This window comes from Enterocloster sp. 210928-DFI.2.20, from assembly GCF_020554465.1.
In the GTDB taxonomy this organism is placed as follows: domain Bacteria; phylum Bacillota; class Clostridia; order Lachnospirales; family Lachnospiraceae; genus Enterocloster; species Enterocloster bolteae.
Genome location: NZ_JAJCHK010000013.1, coordinates 1 through 21,369, shown reverse-complemented (window position 1 = coordinate 21,369; position 21,369 = coordinate 1). Strand labels below are relative to the sequence as shown.

Genomic DNA, 21,369 nt, shown 5'->3' with positions numbered 1-21,369 from the left:
CAATGGCTGCAAGGGTACTAAAGGGAGAAAAGCTGGAGCAGGAGATGGCCCGTCTGGAGGCCATGGCGGAATATGAGAAGGAGTATGATGCCTGCACCTATATCTGCGGTATTGATGAAGCGGGCAGGGGACCCCTGGCAGGACCGGTGGCAGCAGGAGCCGTAGTGCTTCCCAAGGGATGCCGTATCCTGTATCTCAATGATTCCAAGAAACTGTCGGAGAAACGCCGTGAGGAACTGTTTTTAGAGATAAAGGAAAAGGCTGTAGCATGGAATGTGGGCCTGGCATCTCCTGCCCGGATTGACGAAATCAATATTCTTCAGGCCACCTATGAGGCCATGAGGGAGGCTGTGAAGGGGCTTTCCGTGAAGCCTGAAGTGCTTCTCAACGACGCTGTCACCATTCCCGGGCTGGAGGGGGTGCAGGTGCCTATTATTAAAGGGGACGCAAAGAGCCTGTCCATAGCGGCAGCCAGCATCCTGGCAAAGGTCACCAGGGACCATATGATGGCTGAGTACGAGGAATTATTTCCCGGATATGGATTTGCCAAACACAAGGGATATGGCACGGCGGCCCACATTGCTGCCATCAGAGAGCTTGGGCCCTGTCCTATTCACAGGAGAAGCTTTATCAGGAATATTGTTCAGGCGGATACATATGAATAAGAGACAGACAGGCAGCCATTATGAGGAAACAGCGGCTGCCTTTTTAACAAGTAAGGGTTACCGCGTGCTGGAGCGGAATTTCCGGTGCCGCCAGGGAGAAATTGATTTGATTTGCCGCCATGGCAGGTACCTTGTTTTTGCAGAGGTAAAATACCGCTCCGGGCTGACCATGGGAAGCCCGGCGGAGGCTGTTGACGCAAGGAAGCAGGAGCGCATACGGCGGGCAGCGGCCTTTTATCTGTACAGCCATGGAATGGGCGGGGACGTGCCCTGCCGGTTTGACGTGGTGGGAATCCTGGGCAGTGACATTGAGCTGATACAGGATGCATTTTGAATATAAGGAGGCAATGGTGTTATGGATATAAACTGGAGCTATAAGAACAAGTCCCGCGTATTTGATACAAAAGAAAGTGCAGGCGTTCCCTATCTCTCATTTAAGGCGCTGGATGATACCGGGCTGGCCGTCAATGGTTTTTCCACCCGCATGGGAGGAGCCAGCAGGGGAAAGTTTTCCACCATGAATTTCTCTTACAGCAGAGGAGACGCAGCGGAGGATGTGCTGGAAAACTTTACGCGTATGGCAGCCGCCCTGGGAGTGGAGCGGGACCGCATGGTGGTGTCCCACCAGACCCATACGGTCAACCTGCGCCGGGTGACGCTGGAGGATGCGGGAAAGGGTGTTGTAAGGGAACGGGATTACAGGGACATCGACGGTCTGATTACCGATGTGCCGGGGCTTACCCTGGTGACCTTTTATGCGGACTGTGTGCCCCTGTACCTGTTGGATCCGGTAAACAGGGCCATTGGGCTCAGCCATTCCGGATGGAGGGGAACGGTTAAGCGCATGGGCCAGGTGACGGTGGATGCCATGAAGGAAGCCTTCGGCACAAAGCCGGAGGATCTGATTGCCTGTGTGGGTCCCAGCATCTGCCGGGACTGCTTTGAAGTGGGCGGTGAAGTGGTGGAGGAATTTAGGGAGGCCTTTGGGCCGGAACACCGGGAAGCGCTGTATTGCCAAGGAAAAAGGCCCGGAAAGTATCAGCTGGATTTGTGGAAGGCCAATGAAATCATTTTCCGCGAGGCAGGCATACACCAGGAGAATATCCATATCACTAACATCTGCACCATGTGCAACAGCGATTATCTCTTTTCACACCGGAAAGTGGGGGAGGAGCGGGGAAACCTGGCAGCGTTTCTGTGCCTTAAGTAGCGTGAGGTCTGCGAAGGAGAAAGGAAGAGGGGCAATATGGATGTATTATTGGAGGAGTGGTCTCCTGTATGCAGCATACAGGCTGTTGTGGAGGACAACGGACAGGCGGTCTATTTCTACCTTTGGGTGAATCCCGGAAGCGAGAACGCAGAGATTCGCAACTGCTGGATCTGCAACCGGGTTCCGGCCATGGAAGATATGGATTATGAGGCCATGAAGATGGGAATGGCCCCGCGTATGCCCAGGGCATACGTGACCCATGATTCTGCGGGTATCTGCCTGGACAGGGAAAAATTGTCCCTGGTCTGGTTTGAGGAGGGAGACGGTGCAGCCCTGTATGAGGACGGCAGGATGATTGCGGTTATTCCTGGCTGGGCCGGCCGGGAATTTCCGGGATATTCCCTATACGCAAAGGGTATGGCGCCCTTTGCCTGGGAGCTTCAGGAGGCGCTGCCTGTTCTGGAACAGCGGATGGAGCGCAGCCGGATGTACTGGGACATTATGAGGGGAGGATATTTTGAGACCATGCAGCAGGAACAGCTGGCTGCCATGGAAGCATTTTTTGGTCCCCACAAAAAGTATTATGCCATTGACGGAGGCGGATTTCCGCCAAAGGCTCTGGTGACAGGAGAACGAAAGGGCAGCCAGTATGCGTTTACCCTTGGAAACGGGGCCCTGGCCCAGCCAAAGGTGGAACAGTATTTTCAGGATGAGACATGGAAATACCGCCGCATGGAACTGGGAGTGGCTTTTCCCAAGGGATGCAGCCAGGAAGGCATTATGGCCATGCTTAACTATACAGCGGCCCAGGCGTCCCTGCCATGGAAGGAACTGGGCTGGCTGGGACACGGCCATACCATTCCCTGCAGCGGAGTGGAAGGCTATGAAGGTGTTCTGCTTCTGAGCCCTGGCCTGTGCGGCGTACAGGAAGGCCCTGCCTATCCCATGTTCATGGACGAGCCCGTGAACCTGCTGTGGATGATGCTGCTTACCGGCGAAGAGTATGAACTGGTAAAGGAACAGGGGACAGATCCCATTTTGGAAAAGAAGGGCGCGGACCCGGCTGCCTGGAACCTGGTGTGACCATAGAGAGAAACATAAAAAATGCACAGTCCCTTACGGCGGGCATTTCGCTGCCGTGGACTGTGCATTTTTGAATATTGATTTCCGGGTTAAATTTTCTGCATGGTGGCAGGGGGTTATACAAGCCTCTGGAAATACTCGTATCCGCCGTTCTGATGCTTCTGGACCAGCTTCTGAATCTTCTCCGTGGGAGAGAGGGAAGCGCTGATGGAGCGGTCATGGTTCAGGGAGTTGATGACAGCGGCCAGGTATTTGCTCATGTCGGCTTCCAGATACCATTCCCTGTTAAGCAGTTCCTGGGTACGGTAATTCAGGTTGGTGGTGATGACATAATCCAGATATCCCTGATGGTAGTACTCGTCAAATTTCTCAAGGCCGTTGGTAAAGAGACCGAAGGTGCAGCAGACGATGACCTTGTCAGCCTTGTGTTCCTTTAACTCCTTACAGGTGTCCAGCATGCTTTCGCCGGAGGAAATCATGTCGTCAATAATAAGTACGGTTTTGCCTTCTACGGAAGAGCCCAGGAATTCATGCGCCACAATTGGATTGCGGCCGCCAATTACCTGGGAATAATCCCTGCGTTTATAGAACATACCCATATCCACACCCAGGTTGTTGGCAAGGTATACGGCGCGGTTCATGGCTCCCTCGTCCGGACTGACCACCATTAAGTGTTCCTTGTCAATGCGGATGTTGGAATCATGGGAAAAGAGGGCCTTTACAAACTGATACGTGGGCATGAAATTGTCAAAGCCAATCAGCGGAATGGCGTTCTGTACCCGGGGATCGTGGGCGTCAAAGGTGATGATGTTTTCCATGCCTAAGGCTGCCAGTTCCTCTAAAGCCATGGCGCAGTCCAGAGATTCGCGTTTGTTGCGCTTGTGCTGGCGGCTTTCATATAGGAAGGGCATGACCACATTGACCCTGTGGGCGGTTGCGGAGCAGGCCCCGATAATCCGCTTCAAATCCTGAAAATGGTCGTCCGGCGACATGTGGTTGGTATAACCGCTTACCGTGTAGGGAATGCTGTAATTCATCACATCCACCATGACAAAAACATCTGTGCCCCTTACGGATTCATTGATGACAGCTTTGCCCTCGCCTGTTCCGAATCTGGGACAGCTGCAGTGAAGCAGATAGGAATCCACGTCGTACCCGCGGTAGTGAAGGTCCTCCTTGCGGCGCATCAGTTCCTCTATATCATTGCGCCTGAATTGTACAATATGGTCGTTCACCTTGGCTGCAAGATCCTTACAGCTTTCCAGTGCAGCGATTTTTAAAGGCGCTACGGGAAGGGAATCTTTGAATACAAAATTGTTAGCCATGATAGCTTTGCTCCTTTGGAATCATCATTTGTTTGGGAATATCACATATGATTTATACCATTTCCCTTTGACCGGGTCAAGGGGTTGATACTATTTCGTCAAAAAAAACAAGACATTTCCACAAACATTTTTTAGAAAATTAACTTTGCATTTACAAAAATAAGTTATATTGCTATGATAGAGGTTAATAAGAAAGTGCTTTACAAGTCAGGTCCGGTATAGTAAAATCAAGCGGATGCGAAGAATTTGTGTTAAAGGATATGGATTCAGATGAAACCTGGAAAGAACAAAAAGACCAGCTGTGAGTGCTGCGGCAATTACGTATATGATGAGGAAAATGATTACTATATCTGTGAAGTGAATCTGGACGAGGATGAGATGGGGCGCTTTTTAAGAGGTACTGTTAGCGCATGTCCTTATTACCAGTCCGATGATGAATACCGGATTGTGCGCAGGCAGATGTGACGGAAGGTCATGAATGAGGAGGTTATAAAAACATGAGTAAACCAATAGTTGCAATCGTAGGCAGGCCCAATGTGGGAAAGTCTACGTTGTTTAATGTCATAGCAGGAGATACCATTTCCATTGTAAAGGACACGCCGGGCGTGACCAGGGACCGGATTTACGCGGACTGCGACTGGCTGAATATGAATTTCACGCTGATTGACACCGGAGGTATCGAGCCGGATTCCAAGGATATCATCCTTTCCCAGATGCGGGAGCAGGCGGAGATTGCCATTTCTACTGCGGATGTGATTATTTTTATCGTGGATGTGCGTCAGGGACTGGTGGATTCGGATTCAAAGGTGGCTGATTTGCTGCGCAAATCCCACAAGCCGGTGGTGCTGGCTGTGAACAAGGTGGACAGCGTTGCCAAGTACGGCAATGACGTCTACGAGTTTTACAATCTGGGAATCGGAGAGCCTGTCGCTGTATCGGCTGCTTCGCGGCTGGGAATTGGTGATCTGCTGGACGAAGTGGTGAAGCACTTTGACTCGGAGCAGATGGAGGAAGAAGAGGACGAGCGTCCGAGAATTGCTGTGGTAGGCAAGCCGAATGTGGGAAAGTCTTCCATTATTAATAAGCTTGTGGGCGAGAACCGCGTCATTGTGTCGGATATAGCAGGCACTACCAGGGATGCGGTGGATACGGAGGTTATCCATGAAGGCACCCCTTATGTATTCATAGATACGGCCGGCCTGCGCCGCAAGAGCAAGATAAAGGAAGAACTGGAGCGCTACAGCATTATCCGTACCGTGTCCGCCGTGGAACGGGCCGATGTGGTGGTTGTGGTCATAGACGCCACGGAAGGCGTCACGGAGCAGGATGCCAAGATTGCCGGAATCGCCCATGAGAGAGGCAAGGGAATCATTGTAGCCGTAAATAAATGGGATGCCATCGAGAAAACGGACAAGACCATATACGAATATACCAGAAAAATCAAGGAGGTCCTGTCCTTCATCCCATACGCGGAATATCTCTTTATATCCGCGGCAACAGGACAGCGTCTGACCAAGCTTTTTGAGATGATTGACGTGGTGCGCCAGAACCAGAACCTGAGGGTGGCCACCGGCGTTCTCAACGAAATCATGACAGAGGCAGTGGCCATGCAGCAGCCACCTTCCGACAAGGGAAAACGGCTTAAGATTTACTATATGACCCAGGTGGCGGTAAAGCCTCCAACCTTTGTGATCTTTGTAAACGACAAGGAACTGATGCATTTTTCTTATACCAGGTATCTGGAGAACCAGATCAGAAATGCCTTCGGCTTTAAAGGGACATCCCTAAAATTCCTTGTCAGGGAACGAAAAGGAAAAGAGCAGTAGGTGTAAGGAAAGGGGGATTAAGGAGTGGAACAGATTATATGTTTGGCCATGGGATATGTCTTTGGTTTATTCCAGACCGGTTTCATTTACGGCAGGTCCAAGGGAATTGATATACGCCAGCACGGCAGCGGCAATTCGGGAAGCACCAATGCCCTGCGCGTTATGGGAGTAAAGGCAGGTCTCATTGTATTCATGGGTGATTTCCTGAAAACGGTGATACCCTGCTTCCTGGTAAGGATTCTTTTCCGGTCCCAGCCGGGGTATATCTATGTGCTGATACTCTGTGCGGGCTTCGGCGTCATACTGGGCCATAATTTTCCTTTTTATCTTAAGTTTAAAGGCGGTAAGGGGATTGCGGCAACAGCAGGCATCATGTTTTCGCTGGACTGGCGGCTGACAGCTGTCTGCCTGCTGGCCTTTGTTCTTATCGTGGCGGTGACCAGGTATGTGTCCCTGGGCTCCCTGGTGGTGTCCGCTATTTTCCTGTGCTGGAACATCTATTTCGGCCATTTGGGGGCTTACGGGCTGGCACCCGAGGCCAGACCCCAGTTCTACGCTGTTTCTGCGGTTATAGCGGCCATGGCTTTCTGGAGGCACAGGGCGAATATCGTCAGACTGGTACAGGGCAGGGAGAACAAGGTAGGCGCTAAGAAAAAGACAGAGTAGTATACAAAGGACAGTAAAAAAACAATTAATGGACGGTGAGGTTATGGCATCAATCGGTGTAATCGGATCAGGCACATGGGGCACAGCCCTGTCAGTTTTACTTAACGGCAATGGACATACGGTACAGATATGGTCCGCCATTCCGCAGGAGATAGCGGAACTAAAGGAGACACGTATCCACCGCAATCTTCCTGAGGTAAAGATCCCGGAAGCAATCGGGCTTACGGATGACCTTGAGGAGGCTATGAGGGATAAGGACCTTCTGGTACTGGCTGTTCCCTCGGTTTTTGTGAGGCAGACATCACAAAGGATGAAGCCCTACATAAAGCAGGGCCAGGTGATAACAAACGTGGCAAAGGGAATCGAGGAGAAGAGCCTCATGACCCTGTCCCAGATTATTGAGGAGGAGCTGCCGGAGGCTGAGGTGACGGTCCTTTCAGGGCCCAGCCATGCGGAGGAAGTGAGCAGGGGCCTCCCCACTACATGTGTGGCCGGCGCCCATAAGCGCAGCGTGGCTGAATTTGTCCAGGGAATCTTCATGAGCGAGGTATTCCGCGTGTATACCAGCCCTGATGTGCTGGGAATTGAGCTGGGAGGCGCCCTTAAAAATGTGATTGCCCTGGCCGCCGGTATGGCCGACGGTCTGGGATACGGCGACAACACCAAGGCTGCCCTCATTACCAGGGGAATCGCGGAGATATCCCGCCTGGGCATTGACATGGGCGGACGGATGGAGACATTTGCCGGACTTACAGGCATAGGGGATTTGATTGTGACCTGCGCCAGCATGCACAGCCGCAACCGCAGGGCAGGCATCCTGATTGGCCGGGGCTATACCATGGAGGAAGCCATGGCAGAGGTAAAGATGGTGGTGGAGGGTGTGTATTCCGCCAAGGCGGCTCTGGCGCTGTCGCAGCAGTACAAGGTGTCCATGCCGATTGTGGAACAGGTCAATGCCATCCTGTTCGGAGGCATGCCTGCAAAGGAAGCGGTTCTGGAGCTGATGCTCAGGGATAAGCGTATCGAAAACTCAGATTTGGAGTGGTCGGAAGAATAAAAAATAGGGGAAGGGAACCAGAAATGGTGCCTTCCCCTAAAAAATAGCCTGTTTTTGGCGGATTATACCTGCTTTGGCTCTAATTTTTCGGTATATCGTCGAAAATAAACCATAATTTTCATGAAACGATTGACAAACCCATTCGGACTACCTATAATATAGAAAGCTTTATATTTTAAAGGCAAGAGGAGGAACTAATTATGAAGAAGAGATTTTTAAGTCTGGGCCTGGCAGCCGTTATGGCTATGTCATTGACAGCATGCGGCGGTTCCAATACGGCAGAGACCACAAAAGCAGCAGAGACTACTGCGGCAGATGCAAAAGCAGAGGGAAGCGAGGCAGCAGATACCGCAGCAGCTGACGCAGGTGCGGCAGGCGGCGTGTTCAAGATTGGCGGCATCGGCCCTGTAACCGGCGGTGCGGCTGTGTACGGCGTGGCTGTACAGCACGGCGCAGAGCTGGCAGTAAAGGAAATCAATGAGGCCGGAGGAATAAACGGCGCACAGATTGAATTCAACTTCCAGGACGACGAGCATGACGCAGAGAAGTCTGTCAATGCTTATAATACATTAAAGGACTGGGGTATGCAGGTGCTGATGGGCACGGTTACCTCCGCTCCATGTATCGCAGTTGCAGATAAGACAGCAGCTGACAACATGTTCCAGATTACACCATCCGGTTCCGCTGTAGAGTGTGCGGCTAACCCCAACGTATTCCGTATCTGCTTCTCCGATCCGGACCAGGGCGCTGCATCCGCTAAGTACATAGGCGAGAACAAGCTGGCTTCCAAGGTTGCTGTTATCTATGACAGCTCCGACGTATATTCCAGCGGTATCTATGAGAAGTTCGCGGAAGAGTCCGCAAACCAGGGTATTGAGATTGTTGCAGCCGAGGCATTTACCGCTGACAGCAACAAGGATTTCTCCACCCAGTTACAGAAGGCCAAGGATGCAGGCGCTGAGCTGGTATTCCTGCCAATTTACTATACCGAGGCTTCCCTGATCCTTCAGCAGGCCAGCACCATGGGCTTTGCACCGCAGTTCTTCGGATGCGACGGCATGGACGGTATCCTTCAGGTTCAGAACTTTGACACCAAGCTGGCAGAGGGACTTATGCTCCTGACACCATTCGCGGCAGATGCTACCGATGACCTGACCGTTAAGTTTGTTGAGAGCTACAAGGCTGCTTACAACGAGGTTCCGGTACAGTTTGCAGCAGACGCATACGATGCAATCTACGCTATCAAGGCTGCTATTGAGGACGCCAATGTAACTCCTGATGCAGACGCCAGCACGATTTGTGACGCGTTAAAGGCATCCATGCTGAATATCAAATTAGACGGCCTGACCGGCGAGGGCATGACCTGGACTGAGGACGGCGAGCCTCACAAGGCGCCTAAGGCTGTTAAGGTAGTGGACGGAGCTTACTCTGCAATGTAATCTGCCGCCTTTTAAATCCGGCCAGAACCAACCAGAAAACCCAACAGAGGGTTGTCACTATGACAACCCTCTTGTTTATAGTAACGATATATGATATAATTTTGAATAATCTGTCGCTTTATAGCGATAAACTAAAAAAGACTTCAGACGAAGAGGTGTAGGTATGGGCTTTATTAACTATTTAATTAACGGCATCAGCCTGGGCAGTGTATATGCCATCATCGCACTTGGATATACAATGGTTTACGGCATTGCCAAGATGCTGAATTTCGCTCATGGCGATGTTATTATGATAGGCAGCTACGTGGTATTTGTCACGGTCAGCACAATGGGACTGCCGCCCATGGCGGGAGTGCTCCTTGCGGTGGCCGTATGTACGCTGTTGGGCATGACCATTGAACGGATTGCTTATAAGCCCCTGCGCGGCGCCTCTCCCCTTGCGGTTCTCATTACGGCAATCGGCGTCAGCTACCTGCTGCAGAACGTTGCCCTTCTTATCTTTGGAGCAGATACCAAATCCTTCACCTCCGTGGTGACCCTGCCTGCCATCAAACTGGCGGGAGGAGAGATGACCATTACAGGGGAGACCATTGTCACCATCCTTTCCTGTATCGTCATCATGATTGGACTCACTGCCTTTATCAACAAGTCCAAGGCCGGACAGGCCATGCTGGCGGTTTCCGAGGACAGGGGGGCGGCTACCCTTATGGGAATCAATGTAAACGGCACCATTGCCCTTACATTTGCCATCGGTTCCGCGCTGGCGGCCATAGCGGGCGTGCTGCTCTGCTCCGCTTACCCGTCCCTTACACCTTATACTGGTTCCATGCCGGGTATCAAGGCCTTTGTTGCGGCTGTATTCGGAGGAATCGGATCCATTCCGGGTGCTTTCATCGGCGGTATCCTGCTGGGTGTCATTGAGATTCTGTCCAAGGCATACATATCCTCACAGATGTCAGATGCCATTGTGTTTTCCGTCCTGATTATCGTGCTTCTGGTGAAGCCTACCGGTATTCTGGGCAAGAAGATTAATGAGAAAGTGTAGGTGCCGGTATGAAGAGCAACGCAAAACGAAAGACATTCATAAATAATATGATTACATACGGCATGGTGGTGGCTGCCTATATCATCATGCAGGTCCTGGTGGGAACAGGGCATATATCCAGCCTTATGAAGGGACTTCTTGTTCCTTTCTGTATCTACGTAATCATGGCTGTGTCCCTGAACCTGACCGTGGGTATCCTGGGAGAGCTGAGTCTGGGACACGCAGGCTTTATGTGCGTGGGAGCCTTTGCCGGCGCCCTGTTTTCAAAGTGCATGAAGGGAGCCATTGACCCGACTCTTGGAATGGTCATCGCCATCCTCATCGGAGCCGTTACAGCGGCCCTGTTCGGCGTCATTATCGGAATCCCGGTGCTGCGCCTGAGAGGTGATTATCTGGCTATTGTGACCCTGGCCTTTGGTGAAATTATCAAGAACCTGGTCAATGCTGTTTATCTGGGACGGGACGCTTCCGGCTTCCATATCTCCTTTAAGGATTCCATGTCCTTAAAGCTGGGAGAGGGTGGGGAAATCCTGATAAAGGGCGCCCAGGGCATTACGGGAACGCCCCAGGCAGCCACCTTTACCATAGGTGTTATCCTGGTGCTTATCACCCTGTTCATTGTCATGAATCTGGTGAACTCCCGCACAGGCCGTGCCATCATGGCTATCCGGGACAACCGCATTGCAGCGGAGTCCATCGGCATCAATATCACCAAGTACAAGCTGCTGGCATTTTCCATTTCCGCTGGACTTGCAGGTATTGCCGGTGTGCTGTATGCCCACAATCTGACCACCCTGACAGCCCTGCCCAAGAACTTCGGATACAACATGTCCATCATGATTCTGGTGTACGTGGTACTGGGCGGTATCGGAAACATCCGCGGTTCCGTCATTGCGACGGTCATCCTGTATCTCCTTCCGGAGATGCTGCGCGGACTCAGCAATTACCGTATGCTTATGTACGCAATCGTGCTGATTCTGGCCATGCTGTTCAACTCCGCACCCCAGTTTGTGGTGATGCGTGAACGTTTGGCGGAAAAATTCAGCAGAAAAGATAAGAAACCCGCAAAGGAGGCAGCATAAGATGGCATTACTTGAAGTTAAGAATTTAAGCATATCTTTTGGCGGCCTTAAGGCAGTTGATAATTTTCAAATCAGCATAGAAAAGGGACAGCTTTACGGTCTCATCGGTCCCAACGGAGCCGGTAAGACCACTATTTTCAATCTGCTGACAGGCGTATATAAGCCGGATGCAGGAAGCATTGAGCTGGCAGGAGTCAACATTACCGGCAGGAAAACCACGGAAATAAACCAGGCCGGTATTGCCAGGACCTTCCAGAACATCCGTCTGTTTAAGGATTTGTCGGTGCTGGACAATGTGAAGGCAGGTCTTCACAATCATTACAGGTATTCCACCACAGCCGGAATTTTCCGTTTTCCCAACTATTTTAAGGTGGAGAAGCAAATGGACGAGAGAGCCATGGAGCTGCTCAAGGTATTCGGACTGGACGAAGAGTGCGACTACAAAGCCTCCAACCTCCCCTACGGAAAGCAGAGAAAGCTGGAGATAGCCAGGGCCCTGGCCACGGAGCCAAAGCTCCTTCTCCTGGATGAGCCGGCAGCGGGAATGAATCCAAATGAGACAGCCGAGCTTATGGATACCATCCGTTTTGTGAGGGATAATTTCGATATGACCATCCTTCTGATTGAACATGATATGAAGCTTGTAAGCGGTATCTGCGAAGAACTGACCGTTCTCAACTTCGGACAGGTCCTGTGCCAGGGCGAGACCGGCGCAGTGCTTCACAATCCGGAAGTTGTCAAAGCATATCTTGGTGAATAGGAGGAGCGTATAATATGGCTATGCTTGAAGTCAGGGACCTGGAAGTATACTACGGTGTAATCCAGGCCATAAAAGGAATCTCCTTTGATGTGAACCAGGGAGAAATCGTGGCTCTGATAGGTGCCAACGGTGCGGGAAAGACCACAACCCTGCACACCATCACCGGGCTTATCAGCGCGAAGACAGGAAAAATCGTATATGAGGGAACCGACATAACCAGGGTTCCCGGCTATAAACTGGTGGGCATGGGAATCGCCCATGTGCCGGAAGGAAGGCGGGTGTTCGCCACCCTTACGGTGCTGCAGAATCTGAAAATGGGGGCTTATACAAGAAAAGACAAGGAAGAGATAGAAGCCACTCTGAAGATGATATACCAGCGTTTCCCGCGTCTGGAGGAGCGCAAGAACCAGCTTGCAGGCACCCTGTCCGGCGGCGAGCAGCAGATGCTTGCCATGGGAAGGGCTCTTATGAGCCACCCCAGGATGATTGTTATGGATGAGCCCTCCATGGGACTTTCACCAATCTATGTAAATGAGATTTTTGATATCATCCAGAAGATAAACGGGGATGGGACTACCGTGCTTCTTGTGGAACAGAACGCAAAGAAGGCTCTTTCCATTGCGCATAAGGCCTATGTACTGGAGACGGGCAATGTTGCTCTCAGCGGAGACGCAAAGGAGCTTATGAACAATGATCAGGTAAAAAAGGCTTATCTCAGCGAATAAAGGTAATAATAGTCCACTGGCAGGAAGAATTATGTAAAAATGAATCATGGATATGAGAAAGGAGCAGGGGCGGATAACCCCTGCTTCGTTCCTTGACACCCCTGGTAAGATATGCTATATATAATGTACGGCGATGACGGCCTGATTTTATCTGTTGATTTTGCGTGAATAGACCTGATACATGGTGATTTTGTACCAGTCATATACTCATACCCCCCTGCATATACTATAAAAGCATAGCAAGGGGGTATATTTATGGACAATTTTAATGTATACAAGGATATTCAGGCGAGAACAGGCGGAGAGATTTACATAGGCGTAGTAGGGCCGGTCCGCACAGGCAAATCTACCTTCATAAAGCGGTTCATGGAGCTGCTGGTGCTCCCTGCAATGGAGGATGAGAACCTGCGCAACCTGAGCCGGGATGAGCTGCCTCAAAGCGCGGCCGGCAAGACCATCATGACCACAGAGCCCAAGTTTATTCCTAAAGAAGCGGCCAGCATTAATCTGGCAGACGGTATTGAAGCCAAGGTAAGGGTCATAGACTGCGTGGGATTCATGGTAGACGGGGCAGCGGGTCATGTGGAAAACGGTGAGGAGCGACTGGTGAAGACGCCGTGGTTTGATTATGACATTCCGTTTACCCAGGCTGCGGAAATCGGAACCAGAAAAGTTATCAATGATCATTCCACCATTGGAATCGTTGTAACCACAGACGGCACCATTGGGGAAATTAAACGCCCCGGATACATAGCAGCTGAAAAGCAGACCATTGACGAGCTGAAAAAGCTGGGCAAACCATTTGTGGTACTTTTAAATTCCACCAAACCCTATTCCGACGAAACTGCCAGGCTGGCAAGGGAAATGTCTGAATCATATGGGGTATCGGTGCTGCCTGTAAACTGCGAGCAGCTCAAGAAGGAGGATGTTTTCCATATCCTGGAGCGCGTCCTGAAGGAGTTTCCGGTGACTGAGATGGATTTCCATATTCCCAAATGGCTGGAGATCCTGCCTTCCACCCATTGGCTTAAGGCCCAGGTGATCCAGGCGGCCAGGAATGTAATCCAGAAAGTAACACACATGAAGGATGTGTCCGGGGAACTGGAACAGCAGCATACGGATACCATACGATCCATGAATGTCAAAAATATGCAGATGGCGGACGGCAGGGTGGGTGTCCAGGTGGATATGGATGACAGCTACTATTACCAGATTCTCAGCGACTATGTGGGACTGCCCATTGAAGGGGAGTACCAGCTCATGCAGACCCTGAGCAGCCTGGCTAATATGCAGAAGGAATATGAAAAAGTGCAGAACGCTCTGACCCAGGTGCGGTTAAAGGGATATGGAGTGGTGACACCGGAACGCTCGGAAATCGTGCTGGATGAACCGCAGGTCATCAAACACGGCAACAAGTATGGGGTGAAGATGAAAGCGGAAGCACCGTCCATCAACCTGATTAAGGCCCATATCGAGACAGAGATCGCTCCGATTGTGGGAAGCGAGCAGCAGGCCCAGGATCTGATTGCCTATATCAAGGAAAATGCCAGGGAGAGCGACGACGGAATCTGGAATACCAATATTTTCGGAAAATCCATTGAACAGATTGTGGAGGACGGTATCCAGGCCAAGGTGTCCCAGATGACGGAGGACTGCCAGCTGAAGCTGCAGGATACTCTGCAGAAAATTATCAATGACAGCAATGGCGGTATGATATGCATTATTATTTAAAATCAGCAATAATAGAATGCGTGTTGGGAGAAGGACGATTCTCAGAAAATTGTGCAAATATTGCAATACGATTTGCATTCTTATGGGGAATATGATATACTGTAGCCATAATTGACAGAATATTCTGTGGGGCAAGACTATATTATACTCAGAGGGGAGAATGCAGATGAGACTTACATTTATCGGGGCCGACCATGAGGTAACGGGCAGCTGTCATTTTCTGGAGGTGGGAAATACCAAGGTGCTTATAGACTGCGGTATGGAACAGGGAAATAACATATACCAGAATGCGGAGCTGCCCGTGGGGTATCATGAAATTGACTATGTGCTTCTGACGCACGCGCATATTGACCATGCAGGCATGCTTCCGTGGATTCATGCCAGGGGATTCAGAGGCCAGGTTATCACCACCTATGCAACCGCCGACCTGTGCAGCATCATGCTTAAGGACAGCGCCCACATACAGGAGATGGAAGCTGAGTGGAAAAACCGGAAAGCGCGACGTGCAGGCCGGGGCGAGGTGGAAGCCCTCTATACCATGCAGGATGCTGAGGATGTGCTTAAGCATTTTGAAGGTGTGGCTTATGGGCAGGTATTTAAGCTCAATGACAATCTGACCCTGCGTTTTACGGATGTGGGACATTTGCTGGGTTCTGCCTCCATTGAGATATGGGCCACTGAGGGCGCCAGCAAGAAAAAAATTGTATTTTCCGGCGACATTGGTAATAAGAATAAGCCTCTGATCCGTGATCCCCAGTATATTACGGAGGCGGATTATGTTGTTATGGAATCCACCTACGGAAACCGCTATCATAAAAAGGATGTAAACCATGTGGACAGTCTGGCCAGAATCATACAGGAGACTCTGGACCGGCAGGGCAACGTGGTCATACCGGCCTTTGCAGTGGGACGTACCCAGGAGTTATTGTATCTGATACGCCATATTAAGGAAGAAAGGCTTGTGGCCGGCCATGACAGCTTCGAGGTCTATGTAGACAGCCCTCTGGCCGTGGAAGCCACCCATGTGTTTAAGGACAATATGCTGGAGTGCTATGACGAGGAGACAAAAGCCCTGGTGGAACGCGGAATCAACCCCATTGATTTTCCGGGACTGAAGCTCTCCATTACCAGTGAGGAATCCAAGAACATAAACTTTGACATGACGCCCAAGGTCATCATATCAGCGGCAGGCATGTGTGATGCGGGCCGTATACGCCACCATCTGAAACATAACCTGTGGAGGCCGGAGTGCTCCGTTGTGTTCGCGGGATACCAGGCCGAGGGAACCCTGGGACGAATTCTGCAGGACGGGGCTCAGACCGTGAAGATATTCGGTGAGGAAATTGATGTGCGGGCTCATATAGAAACCATGGATGGAATCAGCGGCCATGCGGACAGGGACGGGCTTATCAGCTGGATATCCGCGTTTGAGAAAAAGCCGGATTATGTTTTTGTGGTTCACGGAAGCGAGGAATCCTGCGTATCCTTCTCGGATGTGCTGAATACCCAGCTGAAACTCACAGCCAGGGCGCCTTTTTCAGGTTCCCAGTTTGACCTTATAAAGGGCTTCTGGATTAAAGAGACAGAGGGCGTTCTCATTGAGAAGGAAACTGCCGCCAAACGCAGGGCCAGCGGTGTTTATACCAGGCTGGTGGATGCTGGCAAGATGCTGTTGGATGTGATTCACCGCAACGAGGGCGGCGCTAATAAGGACCTGACCCGTTTTACGGAACAGATTCTTGCCCTGTGCGATAAATGGGACAGATAGAATGTTACTGACAGGAGATATTGACACATGACGAAGGTACAGATTTACACAGACGGTTCTGCCAGGGGAAATCCTGACGGTCCGGGCGGTTACGGGACAGTGCTTCATTTTACGGACAGCAGCGGCCAGCTTCATGAGAAGACCATGTCCGGCGGGTATGTACGCACCACTAACAACCGGATGGAACTGATGGCTGCTATTGTAGGGCTGGAGGCATTAAACAGGCCATGCCAGGTGGAATTATATTCGGATTCCAAATACCTGACAGACGCATTTAACCAGCATTGGATTGACAGCTGGGTGGCAAAGGGATGGAACCGCGGGAAAAGCGGGCCGGTAAAGAATATCGACCTCTGGAAACGCCTGTTAAAGGCAAAGGAACCCCACCAGGTGAAATTCATCTGGGTAAAAGGACATGCAGGCCATCCTGAAAATGAGAAATGCGATGCTCTGGCCACCTCTGCGGCAGATGGTGGGAATCTGATGACAGATCAGGGGCTGGAGGCATAAATAAGCTTTACCCTGATGCAGTTTAAAAGCAGAAGGCGCTGCTTAACCCTGGATTACATGGAAAAAAGGGGATGCAGCGCTTTTTTTGCATTTGTATCTGTTCCTGATTTTCTTACATATCTCTTACAATCTATTACTCCTTTTATCTTCGTGTTTCTTTTCTTCCTTTTTTGTGATAAGGTAAATACAAGATTATGGCAGGGATGTGTTGCGATGAAAGATAAACGGATATGGATTGTGATTGGCTGTATCCTGTTCATAGGAACTGGTGTTACCCACTATACCAAATACTATGTGAACAGCCAGGGGGCGGCCATGATGGCTGAGATTACAGCAGGGGCAGAAGACACGGCGGCAGCGCCTTCCTTTGCCCCGGCTTTGGGACAGCAGGATACAGAGGCAGGCGGAACGGATACAGGTATGGCGGCAGCAGGCAGGGCAGCACCCGCAACACCTGCGGAACGCAGGATGACGGGAGATGCAGGGCCGGGGAATACAGCTTCGGGAAACACGGCATCAGGAGATGCAGGCCTTGCAAGCGCAGCTCCGAAAGGTGCAGATTCCGGAGATGCAGCATACGCAAAGGCTCCTGCAGCAAAGGCAGCAGCAGAGCCCTTTTCGTCCGGCCAGGCAGCTCCTGCAATGGCGGATGCCGCTGGGGAAACAATGGCTTCGGATACTGCGGGTGGCGCCGGTGAGGGGGCCGCTGCTTCGGAAGAGAATATGCCTATTTCCCCTCTTACAGGATCCAGGACCAGGGAATATAAGGTGAGTCTCATAGTAGACTACCGCAAACGCCTGGAAGATTTGGATACCCAGATTCTTAAGATGCGGGAGGAGGAAACGGACTCCAATGTATATTCCATCAAGACCTCGGCGGAAACAGAACTTAAGCTGTGGGAAGGTGAACTGAATTCCATTTACAATGCGCTTATGGAGATGCTGTCCCAGGAGGACGCTGCAAAGCTGGCTTCTGAGCAGCAGGAATGGCTTAAGAACCGGGATGCCAGGGCGGCGGAGAGTTCAGGCAGGAACAGCGGATCCATGGAGGGAATCAGCTATGCGGCCACATTGGCCAGTCTGACCAGGGACAGGGCTTATGAACTGGCAGGACGCTATGAGGAGGCCAACGGGGTGTTCTATGAAGAGGAGGATTCTTCTCAACCGGCATCACCGTAACAGGAGAAAATATGGAAAGAACGGTCCGTATGACCGGAATCGAGAATTGCGGGAAAGAGGGAAAAACAATGGAAAATCATTGGTTTTCCCTCTCTTTTTTGTTAAGACGGTCTTGATAATTATATAGCGTTATGGTAAAATGACGGTTATGTAATTAGAGCAATGATATGGAGGAAAATAAAGTGAAAGAACCACAGTACCGCGGCGTGAACGAGCTGCGCCGGATGTTCCTTGAATTTTTCGAGAGCAAGGGCCATCTGGCAATGAAAAGCTTTTCACTGGTGCCGCATAATGATAACAGCCTGCTTTTAATCAATTCCGGTATGGCTCCCCTGAAGCCATATTTCACAGGACAGGAGATTCCGCCCAGGAACAGGGTTACCACCTGCCAGAAGTGTATCCGCACCGGCGACATTGAGAATATAGGAAAGACAGCCCGTCACGGCACCTTCTTCGAGATGCTGGGTAATTTCTCTTTTGGGGATTATTTTAAAACAGAAGCCATCCACTGGACATGGGAATTTCTGACCGATGTGGTGGGACTGGACCCGGACAGGCTGTATCCCAGCGTGTACCTGGATGATGATGAGGCCTTCGGCATCTGGAACAAGGAAATCGGGATTCCGGCTGAGCGTATTTTCAAGTTCGGCAAGGAGGACAATTTCTGGGAGCACGGTTCAGGCCCCTGCGGTCCCTGTTCAGAGGTATATTACGACAGAGGCGAGGCCTTTGGCTGCGGAAAGCCCGGATGCACGGTGGGCTGCGACTGCGACCGCTATATTGAGGTATGGAACAATGTATTTACCCAGTTTGATAATGACGGACATGGCCATTATACAGAGCTGGAGCATAAGAATATTGATACGGGCATGGGGCTGGAGCGTCTGGCTGTGGTGGTTCAGGGCGTTGACTCCCTGTTTACCGTTGACACCAACAAAGCGCTTTTGGACAGGGTGTGCCAGCTTGCGCATACAGAATACCAGAAGGACCATGAGACAGATGTGTCTCTGCGTATTGTCACAGACCACGTCAAGTCCTGTACCTTCATGATTTCAGACGGAATCATGCCTTCCAATGAGGGAAGGGGCTATGTGCTCCGCCGCCTTCTGCGCCGTGCTGCCCGTCATGGGAGAAAGCTGGGGATTGAAGGCAGGTTCCTGGCCGGTCTTTCTGAGACCGTTATCGAGCTGTCCAAGGACGGCTATCCTGAGCTGGAAGAAAAGCAGGCCATGATATTCAAGGTACTGTCTGAGGAAGAGGAAAAGTTCAACAAGACCATTGACCAGGGACTGAGCATCCTGGGTGAGATGCAGGATGAAATGCAGAAAACCGGGAACAAGTGTCTTTCCGGAGCCAATGCATTCAAACTGTATGATACTTATGGATTCCCTCTGGATCTAACCAAGGAAATTTTGGAAGAGAGAGGCTGCACCGTGGATGAAGACGGCTTTGCCGCCGCCATGAAGGAACAGAAGGAAAAGGCCAGAAAGGCCCGCAAGACTACCAATTACATGGGTGCGGACGTGACTGTATACCAGTCCATCGATCCTTCTGTTACCACTGAATTTATTGGTTATGACAGGCTGACGGCTGATTCCAGGGTGACGGTCCTGACCACGGAAGAAGAGCTGGTACAGGCCCTTACAGACGGACAGAAGGGTACCATCATCGTGGAGCAGACCCCGTTCTACGGAACCATGGGCGGCCAGCAGGGAGATACAGGTGTTATCTCCAATGAAAACGGCGCCTTTAAGGTTGAAGACACCATACACCTTCAGGGCGGCAAGGTAGGCCATGTGGGCGTTATGACAAAAGGCATGTTCCAGGTGGGAGAAAACGTGACTCTGTCTGTATGTGCCCACAACCGCGCTCTTACCTGCAAAAACCACAGCGCCACCCATCTGCTTCAGAAGGCTCTGCGCAAGGTATTGGGAGACCATGTGGAGCAGGCTGGTTCCTACGTGGACGCTGGCAGGCTGCGTTTTGACTTTACCCATTTTTCAGCCATGACACCGGATGAGATTAAGAAGGTGGAGGAACTGGTGAACCAGGAAATCCAGGCATCCCTTCCGGTCGTCACCCAGGTTATGACACTGGAGGAAGCCAAGAAAACAGGAGCCATGGCTCTGTTCGGTGAAAAATACGGAGATAAGGTGCGCGTGGTGCGCATGGGAGATTTCTCCACGGAGCTCTGCGGCGGCACCCATGTGCCGAATACAGGCACCATTGCATATTTTAAGATTATTTCCGAGGCTGGTATTGCCGCCGGTGTAAGGCGTATTGAGGCGCTTACATCCGAGGGGCTTATGAAACATTATCAGGAGGTGGAAGAGGAGCTTCAGGAGGCGGCCAGGACAGCCAAGACAACACCGTCCGCGCTGACTTCCAAGATACAGTCCCTTCTGGAGGAGATTAAGACCCTTCACTCCGAGAATGAGAAGCTTAAGAGCAAACTTGCCAATGACTCCCTGGGAGATGTTATGAGCCAGGTCAAGGAAGTAAACGGACTTAAGGTTCTGGCAGCCAGGGTGGCCGGAGTGGACATGAACGGCATGAGAAACTTAGGCGACCAGTTAAAGGACAAGCTGGGAGAAGGCGTCATTGTACTGGCCTGCGAGCAGGACGGCAAGGTAAACCTTATGGCTACAGCCACAGATTCCGCCCAGAAAAAGGGCGCCCACGCAGGCAACCTGATTAAAGCCATAGCTGGTCTTGTGGGCGGCGGCGGCGGCGGCCGTCCCAACATGGCCCAGGCCGGCGGCAAAAATCCGGCAGGTATCGACGATGCTCTTAAAAAAGCGGTTGAGACAGTGGAAGAACAGACAAAATAGTACATGTGCAGATAAAATTTAAAAATAAATGTAAGAATTATAAAAAAATTCTTGACGTACGGTATTTTTATGCTATAATCATAGCAGTGCTAAAAATACCCAAACAGTTGTATTATGCACAATTACACAACTGGAGGGAGGTTAGGTGTGAGCGATGTCAAACGTAATTGTTAAAGATAACGAGAGCTTAGACAGTGCTTTACGCAGATTCAAAAGAAACTGTGCAAAGGCTGGCATTCAGCAGGAAATTCGTAAGAGAGAGCATTACGAGAAGCCAAGCGTAAGACGTAAGAAAAAGTCTGAAGCTGCTCGTAAGCGTAAGTACAACTAATTCACTGGTTGGATTAGGTGTTAATGTAGTGGAAAATCAACTGGCTGTCATAAGTGATTATGGCAGGCAGTTGTTTTTTTGGGCTCTTTGTCAATAGTTGGGGTGGGATTTGTTAAAATCCCGCCCCAATTCTATG

20 protein-coding genes are annotated in these 21,369 nt (G+C 50.9%); 19 read left to right on the top strand and 1 reads right to left on the bottom strand.

Going from position 1 to position 21,369, the window contains the following annotated elements; all coding sequences use genetic code 11:
- The first annotated feature begins 2 nt into the window (after window positions 1-2).
- From LI015_RS13250 to LI015_RS13235, 4 genes are read left to right on the top strand one after another with little or no spacing between them, the layout of a single operon-like run.
- Window positions 3-665: a ribonuclease HII gene (locus LI015_RS13250; protein WP_002567493.1), complete on the top strand. Its 663-nt coding sequence runs from the start codon at window positions 3-5 to the stop codon at window positions 663-665.
- On the top strand, window positions 658-999 hold the full coding sequence (locus LI015_RS13245; RefSeq protein WP_054354476.1) for a YraN family protein: 342 nt from the start codon (window positions 658-660) through the stop codon (window positions 997-999). Before LI015_RS13250 ends, LI015_RS13245 begins: the two co-directional genes overlap by 8 nt.
- A gap of 21 nt (window positions 1,000-1,020) precedes the next feature.
- Window positions 1,021-1,875 carry a peptidoglycan editing factor PgeF gene (gene pgeF / locus LI015_RS13240; protein WP_054354477.1) on the top strand — a complete coding sequence of 285 codons (855 nt, stop codon included), beginning with the start codon at window positions 1,021-1,023 and terminating at the stop codon, window positions 1,873-1,875.
- Between the two features lie 36 nt (window positions 1,876-1,911).
- A complete protein-coding gene (locus LI015_RS13235) occupies window positions 1,912-2,958 on the top strand; it encodes a suppressor of fused domain protein (RefSeq protein ID WP_054354478.1) in 1,047 nt (348 codons plus the stop codon).
- Between the two features lie 116 nt (window positions 2,959-3,074).
- Here LI015_RS13235 and LI015_RS13230 read toward each other — a convergent pair whose 3' ends face one another.
- Entirely contained in the window at window positions 3,075-4,283 is a 1,209-nt protein-coding gene (locus tag LI015_RS13230) for a ribose-phosphate pyrophosphokinase (RefSeq protein WP_054354479.1), read from the bottom strand.
- A gap of 270 nt (window positions 4,284-4,553) precedes the next feature.
- Between LI015_RS13230 and LI015_RS13225 the strand changes: the two genes are divergently transcribed.
- The 15 genes from LI015_RS13225 (at window position 4,554) to rpsU (ending at window position 21,233) form a co-directional block, all read left to right on the top strand.
- Window positions 4,554-4,748 (top strand): DUF6472 family protein, encoded by a 195-nt coding sequence (locus LI015_RS13225; protein WP_002567498.1) that lies wholly within the window; start codon window positions 4,554-4,556, stop codon window positions 4,746-4,748.
- 32 nt (window positions 4,749-4,780) lie between these two features.
- Window positions 4,781-6,109, top strand: coding sequence for a ribosome biogenesis GTPase Der (gene der, locus LI015_RS13220; protein ID WP_002567499.1), 1,329 nt, complete (start codon window positions 4,781-4,783; stop codon window positions 6,107-6,109).
- Window positions 6,110-6,133: 24 nt separating this feature from the next.
- Complete coding sequence (gene plsY / locus LI015_RS13215; RefSeq protein WP_002567500.1) at window positions 6,134-6,775, top strand: glycerol-3-phosphate 1-O-acyltransferase PlsY; 642 nt, start codon at window positions 6,134-6,136, stop codon at window positions 6,773-6,775.
- 43 nt (window positions 6,776-6,818) lie between these two features.
- The gene (locus LI015_RS13210; RefSeq protein WP_002567501.1) at window positions 6,819-7,832 is read left to right on the top strand and encodes an NAD(P)H-dependent glycerol-3-phosphate dehydrogenase; all 1,014 of its coding nucleotides are present in this window, start codon (window positions 6,819-6,821) and stop codon (window positions 7,830-7,832) included.
- A 200-nt stretch (window positions 7,833-8,032) separates the two neighbouring features.
- On the top strand, window positions 8,033-9,271 hold the full coding sequence (locus tag LI015_RS13205; protein WP_002574512.1) for an ABC transporter substrate-binding protein: 1,239 nt from the start codon (window positions 8,033-8,035) through the stop codon (window positions 9,269-9,271).
- Between the two features lie 163 nt (window positions 9,272-9,434).
- Window positions 9,435-10,316: a branched-chain amino acid ABC transporter permease gene (locus tag LI015_RS13200; RefSeq protein ID WP_002567503.1), complete on the top strand. Its 882-nt coding sequence runs from the start codon at window positions 9,435-9,437 to the stop codon at window positions 10,314-10,316.
- Between the two features lie 8 nt (window positions 10,317-10,324).
- A complete protein-coding gene (locus LI015_RS13195; protein ID WP_002567504.1) occupies window positions 10,325-11,398 on the top strand; it encodes a branched-chain amino acid ABC transporter permease in 1,074 nt (357 codons plus the stop codon).
- Window position 11,399: 1 nt separating this feature from the next.
- Window positions 11,400-12,158, top strand: a complete 759-nt coding sequence (locus LI015_RS13190; protein ID WP_002567505.1) for an ABC transporter ATP-binding protein — start codon at window positions 11,400-11,402, stop codon at window positions 12,156-12,158.
- Window positions 12,159-12,172: 14 nt separating this feature from the next.
- Window positions 12,173-12,883, top strand: coding sequence for an ABC transporter ATP-binding protein (locus tag LI015_RS13185; RefSeq protein ID WP_002567506.1), 711 nt, complete (start codon window positions 12,173-12,175; stop codon window positions 12,881-12,883).
- A 255-nt stretch (window positions 12,884-13,138) separates the two neighbouring features.
- On the top strand, window positions 13,139-14,614 hold the full coding sequence (gene spoIVA, locus LI015_RS13180; RefSeq protein ID WP_002567507.1) for a stage IV sporulation protein A: 1,476 nt from the start codon (window positions 13,139-13,141) through the stop codon (window positions 14,612-14,614).
- A 160-nt stretch (window positions 14,615-14,774) separates the two neighbouring features.
- Window positions 14,775-16,382 (top strand): MBL fold metallo-hydrolase RNA specificity domain-containing protein, encoded by a 1,608-nt coding sequence (locus LI015_RS13175; RefSeq protein WP_002567508.1) that lies wholly within the window; start codon window positions 14,775-14,777, stop codon window positions 16,380-16,382.
- A 27-nt stretch (window positions 16,383-16,409) separates the two neighbouring features.
- Window positions 16,410-16,892, top strand: coding sequence for a ribonuclease HI (gene rnhA / locus LI015_RS13170; protein WP_002567509.1), 483 nt, complete (start codon window positions 16,410-16,412; stop codon window positions 16,890-16,892).
- A gap of 213 nt (window positions 16,893-17,105) precedes the next feature.
- On the top strand, window positions 17,106-18,071 hold the full coding sequence (locus tag LI015_RS13165) for a lysozyme inhibitor LprI family protein (RefSeq protein ID WP_002567510.1): 966 nt from the start codon (window positions 17,106-17,108) through the stop codon (window positions 18,069-18,071).
- A gap of 182 nt (window positions 18,072-18,253) precedes the next feature.
- Window positions 18,254-20,902, top strand: coding sequence for an alanine--tRNA ligase (gene alaS / locus LI015_RS13160; protein ID WP_002567511.1), 2,649 nt, complete (start codon window positions 18,254-18,256; stop codon window positions 20,900-20,902).
- 154 nt (window positions 20,903-21,056) lie between these two features.
- Complete coding sequence (gene rpsU, locus LI015_RS13155; protein WP_003504099.1) at window positions 21,057-21,233, top strand: 30S ribosomal protein S21; 177 nt, start codon at window positions 21,057-21,059, stop codon at window positions 21,231-21,233.
- The last annotated feature ends 136 nt before the right edge of the window (window positions 21,234-21,369 follow it).

What these genes read in the sequence shown, in the direction of transcription:
- LI015_RS13190 (WP_002567505.1), top strand. Translation starts at nt 11,400, where the DNA reads ATGGCATTACTTGAAGTTAAGAATTTAAGCATATCTTTTGGCGGCCTT.
- LI015_RS13165 (WP_002567510.1), top strand. Translation starts at nt 17,106, where the DNA reads ATGAAAGATAAACGGATATGGATTGTGATTGGCTGTATCCTGTTCATA.
- rnhA (WP_002567509.1), top strand. Translation starts at nt 16,410, where the DNA reads ATGACGAAGGTACAGATTTACACAGACGGTTCTGCCAGGGGAAATCCT.
- rpsU (WP_003504099.1), top strand. Translation starts at nt 21,057, where the DNA reads ATGTCAAACGTAATTGTTAAAGATAACGAGAGCTTAGACAGTGCTTTA.
- LI015_RS13235 (WP_054354478.1), top strand. Translation starts at nt 1,912, where the DNA reads ATGGATGTATTATTGGAGGAGTGGTCTCCTGTATGCAGCATACAGGCT.
- pgeF (WP_054354477.1), top strand. Translation starts at nt 1,021, where the DNA reads ATGGATATAAACTGGAGCTATAAGAACAAGTCCCGCGTATTTGATACA.
- LI015_RS13185 (WP_002567506.1), top strand. Translation starts at nt 12,173, where the DNA reads ATGGCTATGCTTGAAGTCAGGGACCTGGAAGTATACTACGGTGTAATC.
- LI015_RS13230 (WP_054354479.1), bottom strand. Translation starts at nt 4,283, where the DNA reads ATGGCTAACAATTTTGTATTCAAAGATTCCCTTCCCGTAGCGCCTTTA.
- LI015_RS13175 (WP_002567508.1), top strand. Translation starts at nt 14,775, where the DNA reads ATGCAGATGAGACTTACATTTATCGGGGCCGACCATGAGGTAACGGGC.
- LI015_RS13205 (WP_002574512.1), top strand. Translation starts at nt 8,033, where the DNA reads ATGAAGAAGAGATTTTTAAGTCTGGGCCTGGCAGCCGTTATGGCTATG.
- LI015_RS13200 (WP_002567503.1), top strand. Translation starts at nt 9,435, where the DNA reads ATGGGCTTTATTAACTATTTAATTAACGGCATCAGCCTGGGCAGTGTA.
- LI015_RS13195 (WP_002567504.1), top strand. Translation starts at nt 10,325, where the DNA reads ATGAAGAGCAACGCAAAACGAAAGACATTCATAAATAATATGATTACA.
- LI015_RS13245 (WP_054354476.1), top strand. Translation starts at nt 658, where the DNA reads ATGAATAAGAGACAGACAGGCAGCCATTATGAGGAAACAGCGGCTGCC.
- LI015_RS13225 (WP_002567498.1), top strand. Translation starts at nt 4,554, where the DNA reads ATGAAACCTGGAAAGAACAAAAAGACCAGCTGTGAGTGCTGCGGCAAT.
- spoIVA (WP_002567507.1), top strand. Translation starts at nt 13,139, where the DNA reads ATGGACAATTTTAATGTATACAAGGATATTCAGGCGAGAACAGGCGGA.
- LI015_RS13250 (WP_002567493.1), top strand. Translation starts at nt 3, where the DNA reads ATGGCTGCAAGGGTACTAAAGGGAGAAAAGCTGGAGCAGGAGATGGCC.
- der (WP_002567499.1), top strand. Translation starts at nt 4,781, where the DNA reads ATGAGTAAACCAATAGTTGCAATCGTAGGCAGGCCCAATGTGGGAAAG.
- LI015_RS13210 (WP_002567501.1), top strand. Translation starts at nt 6,819, where the DNA reads ATGGCATCAATCGGTGTAATCGGATCAGGCACATGGGGCACAGCCCTG.